Consider the following 18,036-nt stretch of genomic DNA (forward strand, 5'->3'; position numbering starts at 1 on the left):
CAGCTGCGGGCCCTGCCTTTTTCGGCGGCCTACTTCTTGACTGCCACCAGCAGGCCGTCGCCGGTGGGAAGCATGGCCGAAGCCAGCCTGTCGTCGTCGCGTATGGCTTTGCCCACCTGGCGCAGGACTACGGTGGTGGTCTCGCGGCTGGCGGGGTTGGCCACCTTGTCCTTGTCGAGTGCGTCGTTCACGATCAGCAGCCCTGCGGGCTTCAGCAGACGGATGGCCTGTTCCACATATCCGGGCAGCCCGGGCTTGTCGGCGTCAATGAACACCAGGTCGTAGGCGCGGTCCGTCAGCCGCGGGAGGACGTCGCCCGCCCTTCCGGAAATGGTCCGGGTGCGGTTGGCGGGGCTGCCGGCCTCGGAGAATGCCTCGCGCGCGGCGCGGAGGTGTTCGACGTCGACGTCGATGGTGGTGAGGACGGACTGGGGGCCGAGGCCGCGGAGCAGGCACACACCTGAAACTCCCGCTCCGGTCCCGATCTCGACGGCGGTCTGGGCTTTGGATGCGGCAGCCAGCACGGTGAGGACTGCTCCCACTCCCGGGCCAATGGGCGTCACACCGAGCTCGAAGGAGCGCTCCCTGGCCCGAAGCATGACCTCATCCTCAGCAGGAAGATCTTCTGCATAGGACCAGCTGGTGGACTTGTCGGCGCTCATGGGTTTCGCTTTCTGGGCGGCAGGGAATGTCCTCTACAGCCTACTGTGTCCCGTGGCAACGGCAGGGGAGGCAGGCGGTTGCGCCTATGGCTGAACTTTTCCACAATCAGGAAATTCCCAGACAAGTTTGAAATGATTAATATCCGCTCATCCAAAAGGTGACCGGCGCCGAATCAGAGATGTCAACACTATCCGGGCGTTAGTATTCCACGAGGGGAGTGGACGATGTCATCTTCAGTTGTGGCACCTGTCCCTGCAACAAACCATCCTGAGGCTGAGTGGGTACGTCCCACCTGGGAAGAAGTGGTCACCAACCACTCGGCGAAGGTCTACCGGCTTGCCTACCGCCTGACGGGCAACAAGTACGACGCCGAGGACCTCACCCAGGAGGTGTTTGTCCGCGTCTTCCGCTCGCTGGAGAACTTCAAGCCGGGCACGCTGGACGGCTGGCTGCACCGGATTACCACGAACCTCTTCCTGGACCAGGCGCGGCGCAAAACCCGGATCAGGTTCGATGCCCTCGCCGAGGATGCCGAGTCGAGGCTTCCCGGCCGCGAACCGGGTCCGGAACAGAGCTTTGAGCTCAACAACCTGGACGTGGACGTGCAGGCTGCGCTGGAGGAACTTCCGCCGGACTTCCGCGCCGCCGTCGTCCTCTGCGACCTCGAAGGCCTGTCCTACGACGAAGTGGCGGAAGCGCTGGGCGTCAAGCTGGGTACTGTCCGCTCACGGATCCACCGCGGACGGACCATGCTGAGGGAGAAGCTGGCGCACCGGGACCCTCGTCCCCAGCAGGCGCGCCGCAAACTGTCCATGCCGCGTATCGCCGGCATCCTCTGAACGGCGCATGAGGTCCCGGACCCCATTCGGACGCAGGCACCAGCGCACCCGCAGCCACCTCCAGTCCTGCCACGAATGCTCTGCAGCGTTGCGGCGGGAACGCCAGTACCTGGAGCGGCTCCGCGATGCCCCCATCCCGCCCGCCAGCGATGACCTGACGGCCCGCCTGCTGGCACGGACGCAGGAACTCGCCGCCGCGCCTCCGGGTCCCACCCGGCGGCCCGCATCACCGGGGACGGCTGTCCGGGTCCTGGCCATGGCTGCCGGTGGCAGCACGGCTGCGGTGGCGGTCCTGGCTGCGGGTGCCTTCGCGGCTGCAGGGGACCCCCTGCCCGGGGAGGCCACAGGAAACGCTGCCAATTTCTCGCAGGTCTCGTCCCGGACGCCGGCGGACGGCAGGCAGCTCAACGCTGAACAGCTCACGCGGCTGCGCTCCGAAGGCTGGGCCTGTCCGGAACTGGAAGCAATGGGCTTCCACCTTGAATCGGCAAAAGCCACGGTGTTCAACGGGCAGCCGGCGGTTGAGCTGAGGCTAACCGACGGGGCACACTACGCCACAGTCACTGAACAGCGGCTCCCCGCACAGGAGGGTGACGGCCAAAATCCTGGCGGACAGGCGGGCGCTGTGGACCGGGAAGCCGCAGCAGCCGGCAACAACCTGAGTGTGTGGCAGTCTTCACCATGGTCGGTCACGTACCGGACGCAGGGCCACAGCTTTACCTACGAGTCCAACTTGCCGGCGGAGCGGGCCGACGATGCCGTCCCCATCCTGCAGCGCCTTGGCAGCAGGGCCGAAGAAGGTGTTGCCGCCGGTACCCCTCCTTCCGCGGAAGCGGGAGGGGAACCGCTCACGACGCGGCTGCAGCGCGGGGCCAACCGCATCGTGGCCTTTTTCGTCCCGTAGCGCAGGCAGTTCTCCCGGGCCCCGGGTTGAAATCGTCACTGGCAGCCCGGAGAGGGTAATCTTCCTAAAGTGTTTGGAATCAACGGCCCGGAGTTCTTTCTTCTGCTGATCATTGGCGTTCTGGTGATCGGCCCCCAGCGGCTGCCCGAATACACCCAGAAGCTGGCGAACCTGGTCAAGGAAGTCCGGCGCATGGCGTCCGGTGCCCGCGAGCAGATCAAGGAAGAAGTGGGCATCGACATCGATGATGTCGACTGGAAGAAATACGATCCCCGGCAGTACGACCCCCGGCGCATCATCAAAGAGGCGCTCCTCGACGACGACTCCAAACCCGTCAGCGCCGGCGGTCCGGCCGCCGTGGCCGCAGTTTCCGGGGCCGCCGCCGTGGCAGCCGACGCCGCGCCCAGGCGGCCGGAACGGGTGCTCCAGTCGCTGCCGCCGGGCGAGGCCGCACCCTTCGACACCGAGGCCACGTAGCAGCGCCTGCCCGCAGCAGTTTCCGGACAGGTGCTCCTGGCTGCATCCTGCCAGGCTGGCGGCTCAGCGCGGCTGAAGCCCCAGTTTCATCCCGGCCAGTCCACGGGGTTTTGCCGCCAGTTGTCCGGCGATACCTGACAGTGCGGCCGCCGCCGGTGTGCCGGCCTGGCCGAGGACGATCGGCACGCCGGTGTCCCCGCCTTCACGCAGCTGGATGTCCAGCGGAATCTGGCCTAGGAGCGGCACTTCTGCCCCCACCGTTGCCGTCAGCCGCTCGGCGAGGACCTGCCCGCCGCCGCTGCCGAACAATTCCATCCTGCCGCCGTCGGGCATTTCCAGGTAGGACATGTTCTCGATGACCCCCGCCACCTTCTGGCCCGTTTGCGTGGCGATGGCCCCGGCGCGCTCGGCGACGTCGGCGGCGGCAGCCTGCGGCGTGGTGACCACCAGGATTTCCGCCTTGGGCAGCAGCTGGGCCACGGAGATCGCGATGTCACCGGTGCCGGGCGGCAGGTCGAGGAACAGGGCGTCGAGGTCGCCAAAATAGACGTCGGTGAGGAACTGTTCCAGCGCGCGGTGCAGCATGGGTCCGCGCCAGGCCACAGGCTGGTTGCCGCTGACGAACATCCCGATGGAGATCACCTTCACCCCGTAGGCGACCGGGGGAAGGATCATGTCGTCCACCCGGGTGGGCTGCTGCGTGATGCCCATCAGGCCCGGGACGGAGAAGCCATAGACATCCGCGTCCACGATGCCGACGCGCAGGCCCTGGGCTGCAAGGGCACAGGCCAAATTGACGGTCACCGAGGACTTCCCGACCCCGCCCTTGCCGCTGGCGACGGCGTAGACCCGGGTCAGGGAACCTGGCTCGTTGAAGGGGATGCCGCGCTGGCCCCCCTTGCCGCGGAGCAGTTCCTTGAGGGCATCGCGCTGTTCCTGGGTCATCACCTTGAGTTCAACGTCGACGGCGGCCACTCCCGGAACTGCCAGCAGCGCGTTCGTGGCATCCGTGGTGATGGTGTCCCGCAGGGGGCAGCCGGCGATGGTGAGCAGGACTGCCAGGCTGGCCCTGCCGGCGTCGTCCACGGCGACAGACTCCACCATGCCCAGTTCGGTGATGGGGCGGCGGAGCTCGGGGTCGATGACCGTGGCCAGGGCAGCGTTGACTGCCTCAGCCAACGCCGTGTTGGCAATGGGTTCGCTCATTAACGGTCCTGGGTGGAATGGCCGGGCTTGACCCGGGGGATCTGCTGGGTGCGGGGGTTCCGTTGCCGGTCGCGCTGTTCCTTGAGTTTTTCCTTGACCTTGTCGCGGGGGGATTCGTGCTGCCCCTGCCCGGAGGGATCGTGGGTCCGGAGCTCCTCCTGGGCCTCCAGCATGTCCTCAAGCAGCGAACGGAGCTCGGCACGGACGTAGTCACGCGTGGCAACCTCGCGCAGCGCAATCCGCAGGGATGCGAGTTCCCGGGTGAGGTACTCGGTGTCGGACAGGTTGCGCTCGGCGCGCTGGCGGTCCTGCTGGAGCGAGACGCGGTCGCGGTCGTCCTGCCGGTTCTGGGCGAGCAGCAGAAGGGGTGCGGCGTAGGAGGCCTGCAGGGACAGCATCAGCGTCAGCAGGGTGAAACCAAGCGCGCGGGAATCGAACTGCCACTCGAGCGGCGCCCAGGTGTTCCACGCCAGCCAGATGACCACGAAGACCGTCATGTAGACCAGGAACTGCGGGGTGCCCATGAAGCGGGCAAAGCCCTCCGTGGCGTGGCCGAAGGCATCGGGATCCGGGGAAAACTTGGGCAGGATCCGCTGGCGGCCGCTCAGGGGTGTGTCCAGGCTGCCTTTGTCGGCCGTCTTCCTGGCGGGCGTCCGCTGGTTCGGATTTTTTGGTGCGCTGCTCTCAGCCAATACGGCCACCCAGCCTTCTTATCGGGGCTTCGCCGTCATGGGCGCGCCAGTCATCCGGCAACAGATGATCCAAAACGTCATCAACAGTCACCGCCCCCACAAGCCGGCCGGCGTCGTTGACCACGGGGAGGGAGTTCAAATTGTAGGTCGCCAGCGTGCGTGCCACTTCGCTGATGTGTGCCTGGTCCGACAGCGGTTCGAGGTTCTTGTCCACCAGGTTGCCGAGCGGTTCGAACGGCGGGAACCGGAGCAGCTGCTGGATGTGGACCACACCCAGGAAGCGGCCGGTCGGCGTTTCCAGCGGCGGCCTGGCGATGAAGATGGAGGAGGCAAGCGCCGGGGAGAGTTCCTCCCGGCGCACGTGGGCCAGCGCCTCGGCAACCGTGGCCTCGGGAGGAAGGATCACCGGGACGGGGGTCATGAGCCCGCCGGCGGTGTCCTCGTCGTACTCCAGCAGGCGCCGGACGTCCTCGGCGCCCTCCGGCTCCATCAGCTGGAGCAGCTCCTCCGCCTGGGCAGAGGGGAGCTCGCCAAGGAGGTCGGCGGCGTCGTCGGGATCCATTTCCTCCAGCACGTCGGCTGCGCGCTGCACGTCAAGGGCGGAGAGGATCTCCACCTGGTCATCTTCCGGGAGCTCCTGGAGGACGTCGGCCAGCCGTTGGTCCTGCAGCTCGCTGGCCACCTCGAAACGGCGTTTGTCGCTCATTTCCTGCAGTGCTTCTGCGAAGTCTGCCGGCTTGAGGTCCTCATGGTTGGCCACGAACTGGGTGGCCGCCTGCGGCTCCGTGCGCGGACCCTGGAGGGCGTCGGCCCAGTCGATGATCAGGGTTTCGTTGCGGCGGAGCCGGCTGAGCGGGGAAAGGGAATGGCCCCGCCGGACAAAGAGCTTGCTGACGAACCAGTCCCGCGAGCGGTGCTGGTCCATGGCGATGTCCTCGATGGTGGCGTCGCCGCTGCCGTCCCGCAGGGTGACGCGGCGGTCGAACATCTCGGCCACCACCAGCGTCTCGGCGCCGCGCTGCTCGAAGCGGCGCAGGTTCACCAGCCCGGTGCAGATGATCTGGGTCTGGTCGATGGAGGTAATGCGCGTCATGGGCACGAAGACGCGCTTCTTGCCGGGAACTTCGACGACGATGCCCACCACGTGCGGTGCGCCCTGCGTTCCCCGGGACAGCACAACAACATCGCGCAGCCGGCCCAGCCGGTCGCCCAGCGGGTCGAAGACGTCGAGGCCCAAAAGGCGCGCCACGAAGACGCGGGTAGGAGTTGTGCTCACTCCTACAGGCTACCGAGTCTGCTCTCTTTTAGCTGAATTTACAGGCAGCACACATGCTCATGGGCAAGAATGGGGGTATGGCAAACATATTTGGTGCTCCCAAGGCCGGCGGGCCCGGCGGAATGGATGAAGCCCGGGCCGTTCCCACCGGCGATACCGTGGGTTCCTACACGTCCTACCTGGATGCCCAGAAGGCTGTGGACTACCTTGCGGACCAGCAGTTCCCCGTCCACATGGTGTCCATCGTGGGCAACGAGCTGAAGATGGTGGAGCGGGTAACCGGCCGCCTGAGCTACCCCAGGGTGGCGCTTTCCGGAGCACTGAGCGGCATGTGGTTCGGCCTGTTCGTGGGTGTCATGCTGTCCTTCTTCGCACCGTCACCGGGGTACTTCTCCATTCTTACCTCGGTACTGATGGGTGCAGCGTTCTTTATGCTCTTCGGCATCGTCACCTATGCCATGCAGCGCGGCAAGCGCGACTTCACCTCCACCAACCAGGTGGTGGCCACCAGCTACGACGTCGTGGTGTCGCCGGAGGCTGCCCACGAGGCACGGCGGCTGCTCCAGCAGCTGCCGATGACCCGCTCGGATGCGGCCGCCGGCGGTGGCCCCTACACCCAGCGCGACTACCACAGCCAGCCCTACCAGCAGAACCAGCCCGGCCAGGGTCCGGTCCGTCCCTCAGGCTGGAGCGATCCTTACGGGCAGCAGTCGTCCGGGTCGTCGGCCCAGGCACATCCTGTCCAGGAGGACCAGGGCCAGCCTGCTGCCGCGCCGCAAGAGCAGCCAGCCCCGGCCCGGACCGTACGGTACCCGGACCTGCCGGATGGCCGGCCGCAGTATGGCGTCCGGCTGCCGCAGGCCCCCGCCGCCGGCACCGGGCACCCCGAGGGCGGCCAGCAGCAGCCCACGCAGGGGGAGCGGGTTGACGGCCAGCAGGACGCGCCCGGGCACGCTCCTGAGCAGCACCCGGGCGAGCCGCGGCAATAGCCCGCAGCGGCCTGGCAGGCAAACAACAGCGGGGCTGCCGGAACACTTGTTCCGGCAGCCCCGCTTTTTTGTTTATTCAGCAGGTTGGCAGGCGGCGGCGTCAATAACAGCCCCCACAACCGCGGGCTGCTGGCTAGGCTTCCTGGGCCCCGTCCGCTTCACGGTAAATGCCCGCCATCCAGTCCTGCACGTCCTCGGCCTTGCGCGGCAGGGCGGCGCTCAGGTTGACCGGGCCGTCGGCGGTCATCAGGACGTCATCCTCAATCCTGACGCCGATTCCCCGGTACTCCTCCGGGATCGCCAGGTCCTCGGCCTTGAAGTACAGGCCGGGTTCGATGGTGAAGACCATCCCTTCGGTGAGGATGCCGTCCAGGTAGAGTTCCCGTTTGGCCTGGGCGCAGTCATGGACGTCCAGCCCCAGGTGGTGGCTGGTGCCGTGCGGCATCCACCGGCGGTGCTGCTGGCCCTCGGGACTGATGGCCTCCTCCACCGTCACCGGCAGGAGCCCCCACTCCGCAAGCCGCTCGGCAAGCACTGTGGTGGCCGCGGTGTGGATGTCGCGGAACTTCGCCCCGGGCTGTGCTGCGGCAAACCCGGCGTCGGCCGCATCGAGCACGGCTTCGTACACTTTGCGCTGGATGTCGGTGAACACGCCGCTGGCGGGGAGGGTGCGGGTGATGTCCGCCGTGTACAGGGAATCGGCTTCCACGCCGGCGTCCAGCAGGAGGAGTTCTCCGGCGTGGATCTTCCCCGTATTGCGGGTCCAGTGCAGCACTGTGGCGTTGTTGCCGGAGGCCGCGATGGTGTCGTATCCCAGTTCGTTGCCCACCTCGCGTGCCCGGGCGAAGAAGGCTCCTTCCACCACGCGCTCACCGCGGGCGTGCGTGAGGGCGCGAGGCAGGACTTTTACGACTTCCTCGAACCCTTCAACGGTGGCAGCCACCGCGAGCTTCATTTGCCCGATCTCCCAGTCGTCCTTGAGGAGGCGCAGTTCGGAGAGGGCTTCGCTCAGCTTTTCGTCCAGGGCATCGAGGACGGCGAGGTCCAGGTTGTCCGGGTCCTTCGCCGTGTTGTAGCGGGCGGTGTCCACCAGCGCGTCGATGTTCTCGTCCACCTTGCGGACCAGGCGGATGGAGATGCCGCCGATTTCGGGGGCGCCCACGTCCTTGGTGATGGCTGTCTCCAGCTGGTCGATATGTGCCGTTGCCAGGCCAAGGCGTGACTCGAACTCCGCGAGGGTGGGACGGGCGCCGATCCAGAACTCGCCGGCCCGGGAGTCTGCGTAGAACTGCTCCGTGTCCCGCCCGGCCAGCGGCCGGAAGTAGAGCGTTGCCCGGTGGTGGCCGCCGTCGTCGCCCTTTCCTTCCCCGACGGGTTCAAGGATCAGGACGGCGTCAGGCTCGTGGTCGAGGCCGAGCCCGGTGAGGTGCGCGAATCCGGAGTGGGGGCGGAAGCGGTAGTCGCAGTCGTTGGAGCGGACTTTCAGCGGGCCGGCGGGGATCACCAGGCGTTCGCCCTTGAACTGTCCGGAGATTGCCTTGCGCCGGGCCGAGGCGTAGCCGGCTACGGCGTCACGTGCCGGGAGCTCCTGGCTGGCGGGCGCCCAGTTGCCGGCCATGAAGGCCTTGAACGCGTCGGAACTGGGCCGCTGCGAGCGGTTGTTGACGCGCTCCTCCAACGGCTGGGAAGCAGAGGTAGGGGTGTTTTCGGCATCTTTCACCGCACCATCGTCTCACCAGCTCCCCGGCTGCGCGAACAGGCGGAGCCGGTGCCGGCGGGACGGGAACGCGGGAGTTGCGGCCGGCCATACACAGGGTGAACGCCGGGTCAACTAGTCTGGACAGGTGAGGATCGACCTGCATGCCCACTCCAATGTCTCGGACGGCACCGAGAATCCCGCAGACGTCATGGCTTCCGCGGCCCGCGCCGGCCTGGACGTCATAGCGCTGACGGACCACGATTCCACGGCCGGCTGGGACGAGGCTTCTGCTGCAGCCGTTGAACACGGAGTGGCCCTGGTCCCCGGGATGGAGGTTTCCTGCCGGACAGAGGAGGGCATCAGCGTCCACCTCCTGAGCTATCTGCACGACCCGAAGCATCCGGGACTGCTGGAAGAAATCACCAAAGCCAAGGACGCGCGGCATACCCGTGCCGAGCGGATGGTCACCCTGCTTGCTGAGGACTACCCCCTCACCTGGGACGACGTCATCCACCATGTCGCCCCCGGCGCAACCCTCGGCCGCCCCCACATCGCGGACGCCCTCGTGGCGGCCGGGGTGGTGGAGGACCGCTCCGAGGCCTTTGCCTCCATCCTCACCTCACGCTCGCGCTACTTCATCCAGCACTACGCACCCGCGCCGGCCATCGCCGTCGAACTGGTCCGTGCCGCCGGCGGGGTCCCCGTCTTCGCCCACCCCGTGGCGTCCTCCCGCGGCAGGATCGTAGGCGAGCGGGTGTACCAGGAGATGATCGACGCCGGCCTGGCGGGCCTGGAAATCAACCACCGTGACAATCCGGAGGAGGGACGCCGGTTCCTGCGGCGGCTCGCCGGCAGGCACGACCTCCTGATTACCGGATCATCGGACTACCACGGCACCGGCAAACCGAACCTGCTGGGGGAGAACCTCACCGAGCCGGACGTCCTGGCGCGGATCGAGGAAATGGGGACAGGGACCGCTGTCGTCCGTCCCTGATCACGGCAACCAGGTAGCAGCACATGTCGTTTTGGAGTCCCAAACCGACATGTGCTGCTACCTAGTTGGGCGGGAACGCGGTGAACTCCGCGTGGGCACCCAGGCGTCGGGCCATGATGTCGATGGCCGGCTGGTTCTGGTCCACACACACAAACCTGCGGTCCATCTTCGCGGCCACCGCACCCAGGGTTCCGGAACCGGCGAAGAAGTCCAGGCACCAGTCACCGGGCCGGCTGGACGCCGCCACCACGCGGCGGATGAGGCCCTCCGGCTTTTGGGTGGGATACCCGGTCTTTTCCTTGCCGGTGGGCGAGACGATGGTGTGCCACCAGACGTCGGTGGGCAGTTTGCCCAATTCGCGTTTGGCTGGCGTGACAAGGCCCGGTGCCATGTAGGGTTCGCGGTCCACCTCGGCGCTGTCGAAGTGGTACTTCGAGGGATTCTTCACGTACACCAGGATGTTGTCGTGCTTGGTGGGCCAGCGGTTCTTGGCCCGGGCGCCGTAGTCATAGGCCCAGATGATCTCGTTCAGGAAGCATTCACGGCCGAAGATCGCATCCAGCATCACCTTGGCGTAGTGCACCTCGCGGTAGTCGAGGTGCAGGTACAGGGTGCCGTCCTCCGCCAGCAGCCGCCACGCCTCCACGAGCCGCGGCTCCAGGAAGGACCAGTAGTCGCTGAAGGCGTCGTCGTAGCGGTGAAGCGCGCCCTTGATGGTGTCGTAGGAGCGCCCCTTGAAGCCGACGCGGTCGCCGGTGCCGTCCGCGTTGACCACCATGGTGGTCTGCTGGCGCCGCTGGGCCCGGCCCGTGTTGAACGGGGGGTCCACGTAGATAAGTGTGAAGGCGCCGTCCGGCAGCGAGGGGAGGAAGTCCGCGTTGTCCGCGTGGACCACCAGGCTGCTGCCGTCCGGCGCCCAGACAGTGTCAGTCATGAAGGGGGTTAGGCCTCGGTGCTGCCGGACTGTGCGGCGTTTCCGCCGCCCACCACTTCACCGTTGCGGCGCCGGGTGCGGGTGCGGGGGCGCCGGGTGCGTGAGGGCTGCTCGGCCTCGGTCGCTGCCGGAGCGTCACCGGCGCCAGCGGGGGCTGCGGCGGCATCGGGAGTACGACGGCGGCGCTCGCCGGAGCGGGCAGCGGAGTCGCCGCTGCGGCCGCCTTCGCGCTTGGCGCCGCGGTCACGGCTGTCCCGGCCACGGCCGTCGCGGTCGCGGGAACTGCCGGCGTCGCGGCCACCGCGGGCGTTCTTCTTGCCCGTTTCGCCCAGGTCCTCCAGCACCTCGGCGTCAACACCGGCCAGGGTGCGCTTGTCGCGCGGCAGCCTGCCCTTGGTGCCTTCGGGGATGTCCAGGTCCTCATAAAGGTGCGGGGAGGACGAGTAGGTCTCGATGGGCTCCGGAACGCTCAGGCCCAGTGCCTTGTTGATCAGTCCCCAGCGCGGCATGTCGTCCCAGTCCACGAAGGTCACGGCGGTGCCTTTGTTGCCGGCGCGGCCGGTGCGGCCCACCCGGTGCAGGTAGATCTTTTCGTCTTCCACGCACTGGTAGTTGATGACATGGGTGACGTCGTCCACGTCGATGCCGCGGGCGGCCACATCGGTTGCCACCAGGACATCCACCTTGTTGTTGCGGAAGGCCCGGAGCGCCTGCTCGCGTGCGCCCTGCCCGAGGTCGCCGTGGATCGCGGCGGCCGCGAACCCGCGGTCCACCAGTTCCTCGGCAACCTTGGCTGCGGTGCGCTTGGTCTTGGTGAAGATGATGGTCCGGCCGCGGCCCTTGGCCTGGAGGATGCGGGCCACCACCTCGATCTTGTCCATGCTGTGCGCGCGGTAGATCAGCTGGCGGATGTCCCGCTTGGTGAGGCCTTCGTCATCCGGATCAGCAGCACGGATGTGGGTGGGCTGGGTCATGTAGCGGCGGGCCATGGCAATGACGGGGCCGGGCATGGTGGCGGAGAACAGCAGGGTCTGGCGGACCGCCGGCGTGGCCGCGATCAGGGTCTCGACGTCCGGCAGGAAGCCGAGGTCAAGCATTTCGTCGGCCTCGTCCAGGATGACGACCTTGACGTTCTTCAGGCTCAGGTGCTTCTGCTTGTAGAGGTCGATGAGGCGCCCGGGGGTTCCCACCACAACCTCCACGCCGTTCTTCAGGGCTTCCACCTGGGGCTCGTAGGCCCGGCCGCCATAGATGGTGGCGATGCGTGCGTTCCTCTTGCGGGAGGCCGTCTGCAGGTCGTTGGCCACCTGCACCGCGAGTTCACGGGTGGGGACGATGACCAGGGCCTGCGGTGCGCCGGGTACTGCGAGTTTCTCGTAGCCGGCGTCGTCACGGCCCACCACGCGCTGCAGGGCGGGGATGCCGAAGCCCAGGGTCTTGCCGGTGCCGGTCTTGGCCTGGCCGATGATGTCGTGGCCGGAGAGGGCCACCGGCAGGGTCATCGCCTGGATGGGGAAGGGGTGGGTGATCCCGGCGTCCGCCAGGGATTCCACAATGTCGGCGCGGACGTTGAAGTCCGCGAAGGACTTCTCCTCAATCTCGTGCGGCTTCTCGTCGGAGATGATGGTTTCTTCCGGCTCGATCGTTTCGGTGCCGGAGTCGTCCGTCAGAAGCTGGTGGGTATGCAATTCACTCACGTGGAGTTTCCTTATTCATTTGGGCAATGGCGCTGCCTGCTCAACGGGCCGGCCCAAGGCCGTTCCGGAGCACGCTCGGGCGCGCAAGCAATTCCAGTGGAAGCCGATCGCGGGCTATCTAAAATGCTGGCACTGGTGACCAGCGGGTGTATCTCAAGATCGCGTAGGGGCGGGCTTGTTGGTTTCAAATCAAGGAAATCAACGACCGGGCATCCATTTCTACCTCTTCAGTCTAGCCGCACGGGCACGGAAACCCGGCTTTGGCCCGGTGTGCCTGCACGCCGGCAGGAAAAACGGCCCCGCTCAGGACAGGGGCGGGACCAGCTCGAAATGTACTTCCCGGGTGGCAATGTCGGAGGACACGAGGCGCACCCGGACCTTGGTTCCGGCCTCCAGCTCACCGGCGCAGCGGGCCGTGACGGCAGGCTCGGCAATCTGGATGATGCCTGAGCCGCCGTTGCCGTTGCCGTTGCCGTTGCGGCCGTTGCCGTTCTTTCCGTTGCCGCCGTTGCCGTTGTCCTTCTGGGGCTTGGATCCGGAGATCACGATCGCGTCGAACTCCTGCCCGATATGGTTGACCAGGAGCGCCGCCTCCACGGTGTCCAGGGCCATGCGCTCCATCCGGGACGCCAGCTGGTCCGAGCCGGCCATGATCTCGGGAAGCGACGGCAGCGCCTCACGGACCCAGCCGGGCACGTCGCCGCCGTTGCACAGTGCTTCGCAGGTCACCAGGACAAAGCGGTCCACCAGGCGGCGCAGCGGCGCGGTGGTGTGGGCGTAGGCGGCGCCGATGGCGGACTGCACGGCGTCCTCGGGGACCGCGCCGTCAAACGCCGTATACGCCGCACCGCGGAAGAGCATGCCGGCTGAGTGCATAATGGCCAGCTGGCGGGGATCCGTGGGGTCCAGGCTGCGCAGGTACTCGCCGTAGCTGACCTCACCGTCCCAGGGCTTCCCGAGGGCCTCTGTCTGGAGCCGGAAGTGGTGCAGGGACCGCTCATCCGGTGAGGGCATGGTGCGGAGGATGCCCACTTTGCCGGCCAGCATGAGCTGCGCAGCGGCCATTCCCGTCATGAGCGAGATCTGGGCGTTCCAGTCCTCCACGGGCAGCTGCGGGGCCGCGGCAATCCGGTAGCCGCCGTCGGGAAGCTGGACAATTTCCTGGTCCGGCATGTTCAGGCTGGCACCCTCACGGGCGCGCTCCAGCTCCACGCGCTTGAGCCCCACCTCCTTGAGGAGGACCAGGACTTCTGAAGGGCTGCCGCCGTCCAGTTCCGCCTGGGCGCCCTTGTAGCTGAGCTTGGCGCGGCTGCGCATCCGGGCCCGTCCCACCGTCACCGCGGTGACTTCGGCGCGGACATCGAGGCGGAAGTCCCAGACGAACGCGGAACAGTCCTGTCCCGGCAGGAGGCTTCCGGCGCCCTCGCTGATGACTTCAGGGTGCAGCGGAATGCGGCCGTCCGGGGTGTAGAAAGTCTGGCCGCGGCGCCTGGTCTCGGCATCCAGCGGGCCGCCGGGAGCCACGAAGGCGGGAACGTCGGCAATGGCGTAGAGCACGCGGTAGCTGCTGCCGTCCCGTTCAATAAAGAGCGCCTGGTCAAGGTCCGTGGACGACGCCGGGTCGATGGTGATGAAGTCTATGCCCGTCAGGTCATGGGACGGCAGCTTCAGTGCCGACACGGCGGCCTCGGCGTCCTTCACGGCTTCGGCCGGGTACTCACCAGGCAGCTCGAGCTCCGTCCGCAGGGCGCTGAGTGCAGCCTCGAGGGCGTTGGTGTGCTCGTGGACACTGGGGGCCAGCCGATGATGTGACACGAAAATCAGCGTAGCCCGAATTCCGCGAATAGTGCAGGGAGCCGCCCGCGGGATGCGGTGCGGATCCGGCGCCGCGTCACGGGCGGGCGGCGTCCAGCGCGTCGAGCAGCGATGCGGCCGCGGCTGACGGATCGTCGGCCTCCGTAATGGCCCGGACCACAACGATCCTGCTGGCCCCGGCCTCCACCACCTGTTCCACGTTGCCGTGGTCAATCCCGCCGATCGCGAACCAGGGCACACCGCCGTCGGACTGTCCCTGCCCTTGCGCCGCTGAGGCCGCCGCCGCATACGTCACCAGGTCCAGCCCGACGGCGGCGCGGCCGGGCTTGGTGGGTGTTGCCCACAGCGGGCCCACGCAGAAGTAGTCGAGCGCCGCCGGGCCGGCGGCCGCTGCCAGGGCGGCATCCACCTGTCCAGGGCTGTGGCTGGACAGGCCGATGGCGGCGTTCCCGTTCAGCAGCGTCCGGGCTGCCTGGAGGGGAAGGTCCTTCTGCCCGATGTGGAAGACCGGCGCTCCGGACAGCACAGCAATGTCGGCGCGGTCGTTCACTGCCCACAGCCTGCCGTGCCGGACCGCTGCCTCCTTCAGGACGGCGAGGAGTTCCAGCTCCTCGGCGGCTTCGATGGACTTGTCCCGGAGCTGGATGATGTCCACGCCGCCGGCGAACGCGGCATCCACGAACTGTTCAAAGTCGCCCTGGCTGCGGCGCGCATCCGTGCAGAGGTAGAGGCGCGCATCGTGCAGCCCGGCGGTGCCCTCCGCGTTGATAAAGGCGTCGGAACCGGACGGACGGGCAGCGGCGGCAGGGGGGTGGGACACATTCATGGGAGCCAGCCTAGTTCCTCTACACTGGGCTCGTACTGCGGGAGCCGCGGCAGCTGTCACAAAGCGCCGGGCTGAGAGGGCGTCAGAGCCGACCGCTTGACCTGATCCGGTTAATACCGGCGTAGGGAAGGAGACAACCGATGCCTGACGTGCACGCCGCAACCGGCCCCTGTCCTTCCGGCTCCACCATCACGGCCGACGTGGCGGTGATCGGCGGAGGAGCCATCGGCCACGGGATCGCCTGGGAGGCGAGGCGTTCGGGCCGTTCCGTGGTGGTGATCGATGACGCCCCCGGCTCCGGAGCCAGCTGGGCTGCCGCGGGGATGCTGGCGCCGGTGAGCGAACTGCACTACCAGGAGGAGGACCTCCTGGAACTCATGCTCGAGGCCTCCGCCCGCTGGCCCGGTTTCGCTGCGGACCTCGCTGCGGCCGCGGGCTCGGATCCCGGATATCTTACGACGCCGACCCTCGCCGTGGGTGCCGACGCCGCAGACCGGCAGGCCTTGCTGGACCTGCGTGCCGTCCAGCGGGCCAACGGCCTCACGGTTGAACCGCTCACCATCCGCGAAGCCCGGCGCCGCGAGCCCTTGTTAAGCCCGGGCATTGCCTGTGCGCTGGATACGCCGGCGGACCACCAGGTGGACCCCCGGCTGCTGGTGGCCTGCCTCCGCCGGGTCCTGGCCGGGGATGCCCGCTCCACCGGAAGCGGCGTGGCCGGCGCCGCTGACGGATTCGCCGTGCCGGACAAGGCAGCCGGCCTGCTCTGGCAGGACGGGGCCGTAGCCGGAGTAGCCCTGGAAGGTGGAGGGACCGTACTGGCCGGGGAGACCGTGGTGGCCAACGGACTGCACGCCCCGGAACTCACGGGACTGCCGATCGACCTGCACCTGCCGCTGCGGCCGGTCCAGGGGGACATCCTGCGGCTCGCGGTACCGGCGCACCTCAGGCCGCTGGTGACCTCAACAGTCCGCGGACTGGTGCGCGGGGTCCCCGTCTATATCGTTCCGCGGCGGGACGGAACCGTGGTGATCGGGGCAACCCAGCGTGAGGACGCACTGGGCAGTGGCAGTGGCAGTGGCAGTGGCGGGGGCGCGGGCTCCAGTGCCGGTGCGGTGTCGGCAGGGGGTGTGTACCAGCTTCTCCGCGATGCCCAGGTGCTGGTGCCCGCCGTCGCTGAGCTTGAGCTGCTTGAGTGCACGGCCCGCGCCCGGCCCGGCACGCCGGACAACGCCCCGCTGCTCGGAAGGGTATCGCTGCCCGGAGGCCCCGTGGGCCGGCAGCCCGCGCCTGGAAGGTCCGGCCTCCAAGGGTCCCGCCACGTGCAGGGGCTCATCATTGCCACCGGATTCTTCCGCCACGGCATCCTGCTCACCCCGGCTGCGGCCGCAATCTGCCGGGAACTCATGGACGGCACGGAAGACCCCCGCTGGGCCCCGTTCAACCCCGGTCGGTTTTCCCCGGCTCCCTTTCGCATGGCTGAAGCGGCTGCCACGCCATCCAACACCCAGGAGACAGCATGAACATCACCCTGAACGGAACCGGCCACACCGTGGCCGACGACGCTTCCCTCACCGCGCTCGTCAGCGAGGTCACCGGCCGTCCGCTGGCCGCGGACGGCCGGGCCACGGACGGGCGGAAGCTGGGAGTGGCCGTAGCACGCAACGCCCAGGTGGTGCCCCGGAGCCTGTGGTCCGCCACGGCGCTCGCCGAGGGCGACGACGTCGAACTTGTCACGGCAGTACAGGGAGGCTGACCACCATGACCGGAACCACCGTCACCAACAGCCAGCTGTCCGGGCTCCAGGACCCCCTGGTGATCGACGGCGTCCCCCTGGCATCCCGGCTCATCATGGGCACCGGCGGCGCCCCCAGCCTGGACGGCCTGGGCGCCGCGCTCCTGGCCTCCGGCACCTCGCTGACCACCGTTGCCATGCGCCGCTATTCGCCGGACGAGGCGGGTTCGCTGTTCCAGCTGCTGGTGGACCACGGCATCCGGGTCCTGCCCAACACGGCGGGGTGTTTCACGGCGCGTGACGCTGTGCTCACTGCTGAACTGGCACGGGAGGCCCTGGAAACCGACTGGGTGAAGCTCGAGGTCATCGCCGACGAACACACCCTCCTGCCGGATGCCGTTGAGCTCGTGGACGCCACCGAGCAGCTGGTCAACAGGGGATTCAAGGTGTTTGCGTACACCAATGACGACCCCGTGCTGGCCCTGCGGCTGGAGAACCTCGGAGCCACTGCTGTGATGCCGCTCGGCTCGCCCATCGGGACGGGCCTGGGCATCCTCAATCCGCACAACATTGAGCTCATCGTGTCCCGGGCCTCGGTGCCGGTAGTGCTGGACGCGGGCATCGGTACGGCCTCCGACGCCGCCCTCGCCATGGAACTGGGCTGCGACGCCGTGCTCCTGGCCACGGCAGTGACCCGGGCGCAGAACCCCGCCTTGATGGGGAAGGCCTTCAAGCACGCCGTCATCGCCGGTAGGCTGGCGAAAGCGGCTGGTCGCATACCCCGCCGTGAACATGCGCTGGCGTCGTCGGCAATGGAGGGCCGGGCCGAGTTCCTGTAGGCCCACCTTCTGCCGGCCGGCGCCCGGATCCCAGGAGCAGCAGTGGCCGGCAAAGATGCACTTTCCCCGGAACGGATCGACGAAGCCCTGGCGGAACTGCCTGATTGGCGGGCCGGCAACGGCGGGTTGGTCACCGTCTTCAAAATGCCGACGGCGGCTGCCGCACTCGAGCTGATTGCGGCCGTCGGACGCCTGGCCGAGGAACAGAACCACCATCCTGACCTTGACTGGCGTTACAACCGCGTCTTTATCCGCTACACGTCACACGACGCCGGGGGACAGGTGACCGGCCGGGACCTCGCGGCAGCCGCGGCAGCAAGTGAAGCTGCGGCAGCGGCGGGCGCCAAGGCAGAGCCGGCAAAGTACGTGCAGGGGCAGTAGCCGGCTGCGGGCCGCTCATTGCCCGCCCGGCAGAACAAAAGGGCCGCTGAGCGCCCACGTCTCCAAGCCCTGT

At 67.8% G+C, this 18,036-nt stretch carries 18 protein-coding genes and 1 riboswitch; of the genes, 9 read left to right on the plus strand and 9 right to left on the minus strand.

Features of this window, described 5'->3' with window-relative positions; translation table 11 throughout:
• Positions 1-29: 29 nt before the first annotated feature.
• The gene (locus NFU08_RS04730; protein ID WP_251421072.1) at positions 30-662 is read right to left on the minus strand and encodes an O-methyltransferase; all 633 of its coding nucleotides are present in this window, start codon (positions 660-662) and stop codon (positions 30-32) included.
• Between the two features lie 225 nt (positions 663-887).
• Here NFU08_RS04730 and sigE point away from each other — a divergent pair, with 225 nt between their 5' ends.
• From sigE to NFU08_RS04745, 3 genes are all read left to right on the plus strand, one after another.
• Positions 888-1,502 (plus strand): RNA polymerase sigma factor SigE, encoded by a 615-nt coding sequence (gene sigE / locus NFU08_RS04735; protein WP_066277510.1) that lies wholly within the window; start codon positions 888-890, stop codon positions 1,500-1,502.
• Positions 1,503-1,509: 7 nt separating this feature from the next.
• Positions 1,510-2,406, plus strand: coding sequence for an anti-sigma factor (locus NFU08_RS04740; RefSeq protein WP_251421074.1), 897 nt, complete (start codon positions 1,510-1,512; stop codon positions 2,404-2,406).
• A 69-nt stretch (positions 2,407-2,475) separates the two neighbouring features.
• The gene (locus tag NFU08_RS04745; protein ID WP_251421076.1) at positions 2,476-2,883 is read left to right on the plus strand and encodes a Sec-independent protein translocase TatB; all 408 of its coding nucleotides are present in this window, start codon (positions 2,476-2,478) and stop codon (positions 2,881-2,883) included.
• Positions 2,884-2,946: 63 nt separating this feature from the next.
• On the opposite strand, the gene NFU08_RS04750 is transcribed toward NFU08_RS04745, so the two are convergent.
• The 3 genes from NFU08_RS04750 to NFU08_RS04760 are packed head-to-tail and all read right to left on the minus strand — an operon-like array spanning position 2,947 to position 6,057.
• A complete protein-coding gene (locus tag NFU08_RS04750) occupies positions 2,947-4,089 on the minus strand; it encodes an Mrp/NBP35 family ATP-binding protein (protein WP_251421078.1) in 1,143 nt (380 codons plus the stop codon).
• Positions 4,089-4,790 carry a DUF1003 domain-containing protein gene (locus tag NFU08_RS04755; protein WP_174176464.1) on the minus strand — a complete coding sequence of 234 codons (702 nt, stop codon included), beginning with the start codon at positions 4,788-4,790 and terminating at the stop codon, positions 4,089-4,091. Before NFU08_RS04755 ends, NFU08_RS04750 begins: the two co-directional genes overlap by 1 nt.
• Positions 4,774-6,057, minus strand: a complete 1,284-nt coding sequence (locus NFU08_RS04760; protein WP_251421086.1) for a magnesium transporter MgtE N-terminal domain-containing protein — start codon at positions 6,055-6,057, stop codon at positions 4,774-4,776. The genes NFU08_RS04755 and NFU08_RS04760 overlap by 17 nt, the downstream gene beginning before the upstream one ends.
• 77 nt (positions 6,058-6,134) lie before the next feature.
• Here NFU08_RS04760 and NFU08_RS04765 point away from each other — a divergent pair, with 77 nt between their 5' ends.
• Positions 6,135-7,046, plus strand: a complete 912-nt coding sequence (locus NFU08_RS04765) for a general stress protein (RefSeq protein ID WP_174176462.1) — start codon at positions 6,135-6,137, stop codon at positions 7,044-7,046.
• A gap of 133 nt (positions 7,047-7,179) precedes the next feature.
• Here the strand turns inward: NFU08_RS04765 and NFU08_RS04770 are convergent, their stop codons facing one another.
• Positions 7,180-8,766, minus strand: a complete 1,587-nt coding sequence (locus NFU08_RS04770) for an aminopeptidase P family protein (RefSeq protein WP_174176460.1) — start codon at positions 8,764-8,766, stop codon at positions 7,180-7,182.
• A gap of 124 nt (positions 8,767-8,890) precedes the next feature.
• Here NFU08_RS04770 and NFU08_RS04775 point away from each other — a divergent pair, with 124 nt between their 5' ends.
• Positions 8,891-9,739 carry a PHP domain-containing protein gene (locus NFU08_RS04775; protein WP_251421088.1) on the plus strand — a complete coding sequence of 283 codons (849 nt, stop codon included), beginning with the start codon at positions 8,891-8,893 and terminating at the stop codon, positions 9,737-9,739.
• A 61-nt stretch (positions 9,740-9,800) separates the two neighbouring features.
• Here NFU08_RS04775 and NFU08_RS04780 read toward each other — a convergent pair whose 3' ends face one another.
• From NFU08_RS04780 to thiE, 4 genes are all read right to left on the minus strand, one after another.
• Entirely contained in the window at positions 9,801-10,673 is an 873-nt protein-coding gene (locus NFU08_RS04780; RefSeq protein ID WP_174176456.1) for a site-specific DNA-methyltransferase, read from the minus strand.
• 8 nt (positions 10,674-10,681) lie between these two features.
• Entirely contained in the window at positions 10,682-12,370 is a 1,689-nt protein-coding gene (locus NFU08_RS04785) for a DEAD/DEAH box helicase (RefSeq protein WP_251421090.1), read from the minus strand.
• A gap of 303 nt (positions 12,371-12,673) precedes the next feature.
• The gene (locus NFU08_RS04790) at positions 12,674-14,185 is read right to left on the minus strand and encodes an RNB domain-containing ribonuclease (RefSeq protein ID WP_251421092.1); all 1,512 of its coding nucleotides are present in this window, start codon (positions 14,183-14,185) and stop codon (positions 12,674-12,676) included.
• 76 nt (positions 14,186-14,261) lie between these two features.
• The gene (gene thiE, locus NFU08_RS04795; RefSeq protein ID WP_251421094.1) at positions 14,262-15,011 is read right to left on the minus strand and encodes a thiamine phosphate synthase; all 750 of its coding nucleotides are present in this window, start codon (positions 15,009-15,011) and stop codon (positions 14,262-14,264) included.
• Positions 15,012-15,038: 27 nt separating this feature from the next.
• Positions 15,039-15,156: riboswitch (TPP riboswitch) on the plus strand.
• Between thiE and NFU08_RS04800 the strand changes: the two genes are divergently transcribed.
• The 4 genes from NFU08_RS04800 to NFU08_RS04815 all read left to right on the plus strand — a co-directional run bounded on the left by NFU08_RS04800 (position 15,152) and on the right by NFU08_RS04815 (position 17,963).
• Positions 15,152-16,531 (plus strand): FAD-dependent oxidoreductase, encoded by a 1,380-nt coding sequence (locus tag NFU08_RS04800; RefSeq protein WP_251421096.1) that lies wholly within the window; start codon positions 15,152-15,154, stop codon positions 16,529-16,531. (Overlaps the previous riboswitch by 5 nt.)
• A complete protein-coding gene (gene thiS, locus NFU08_RS04805; RefSeq protein ID WP_174176448.1) occupies positions 16,528-16,764 on the plus strand; it encodes a sulfur carrier protein ThiS in 237 nt (78 codons plus the stop codon). Before NFU08_RS04800 ends, thiS begins: the two co-directional genes overlap by 4 nt.
• Before the next feature lie 5 nt (positions 16,765-16,769).
• Positions 16,770-17,582 carry a thiazole synthase gene (locus NFU08_RS04810; RefSeq protein WP_174176446.1) on the plus strand — a complete coding sequence of 271 codons (813 nt, stop codon included), beginning with the start codon at positions 16,770-16,772 and terminating at the stop codon, positions 17,580-17,582.
• A 42-nt stretch (positions 17,583-17,624) separates the two neighbouring features.
• Complete coding sequence (locus NFU08_RS04815; RefSeq protein WP_174176444.1) at positions 17,625-17,963, plus strand: 4a-hydroxytetrahydrobiopterin dehydratase; 339 nt, start codon at positions 17,625-17,627, stop codon at positions 17,961-17,963.
• Positions 17,964-18,036: the final 73 nt, after the last annotated feature.

It is taken from the genome of Pseudarthrobacter sp. NCCP-2145 (genome assembly GCF_023708005.1).
Lineage (GTDB): Bacteria > Actinomycetota > Actinomycetes > Actinomycetales > Micrococcaceae > Arthrobacter > Arthrobacter oxydans.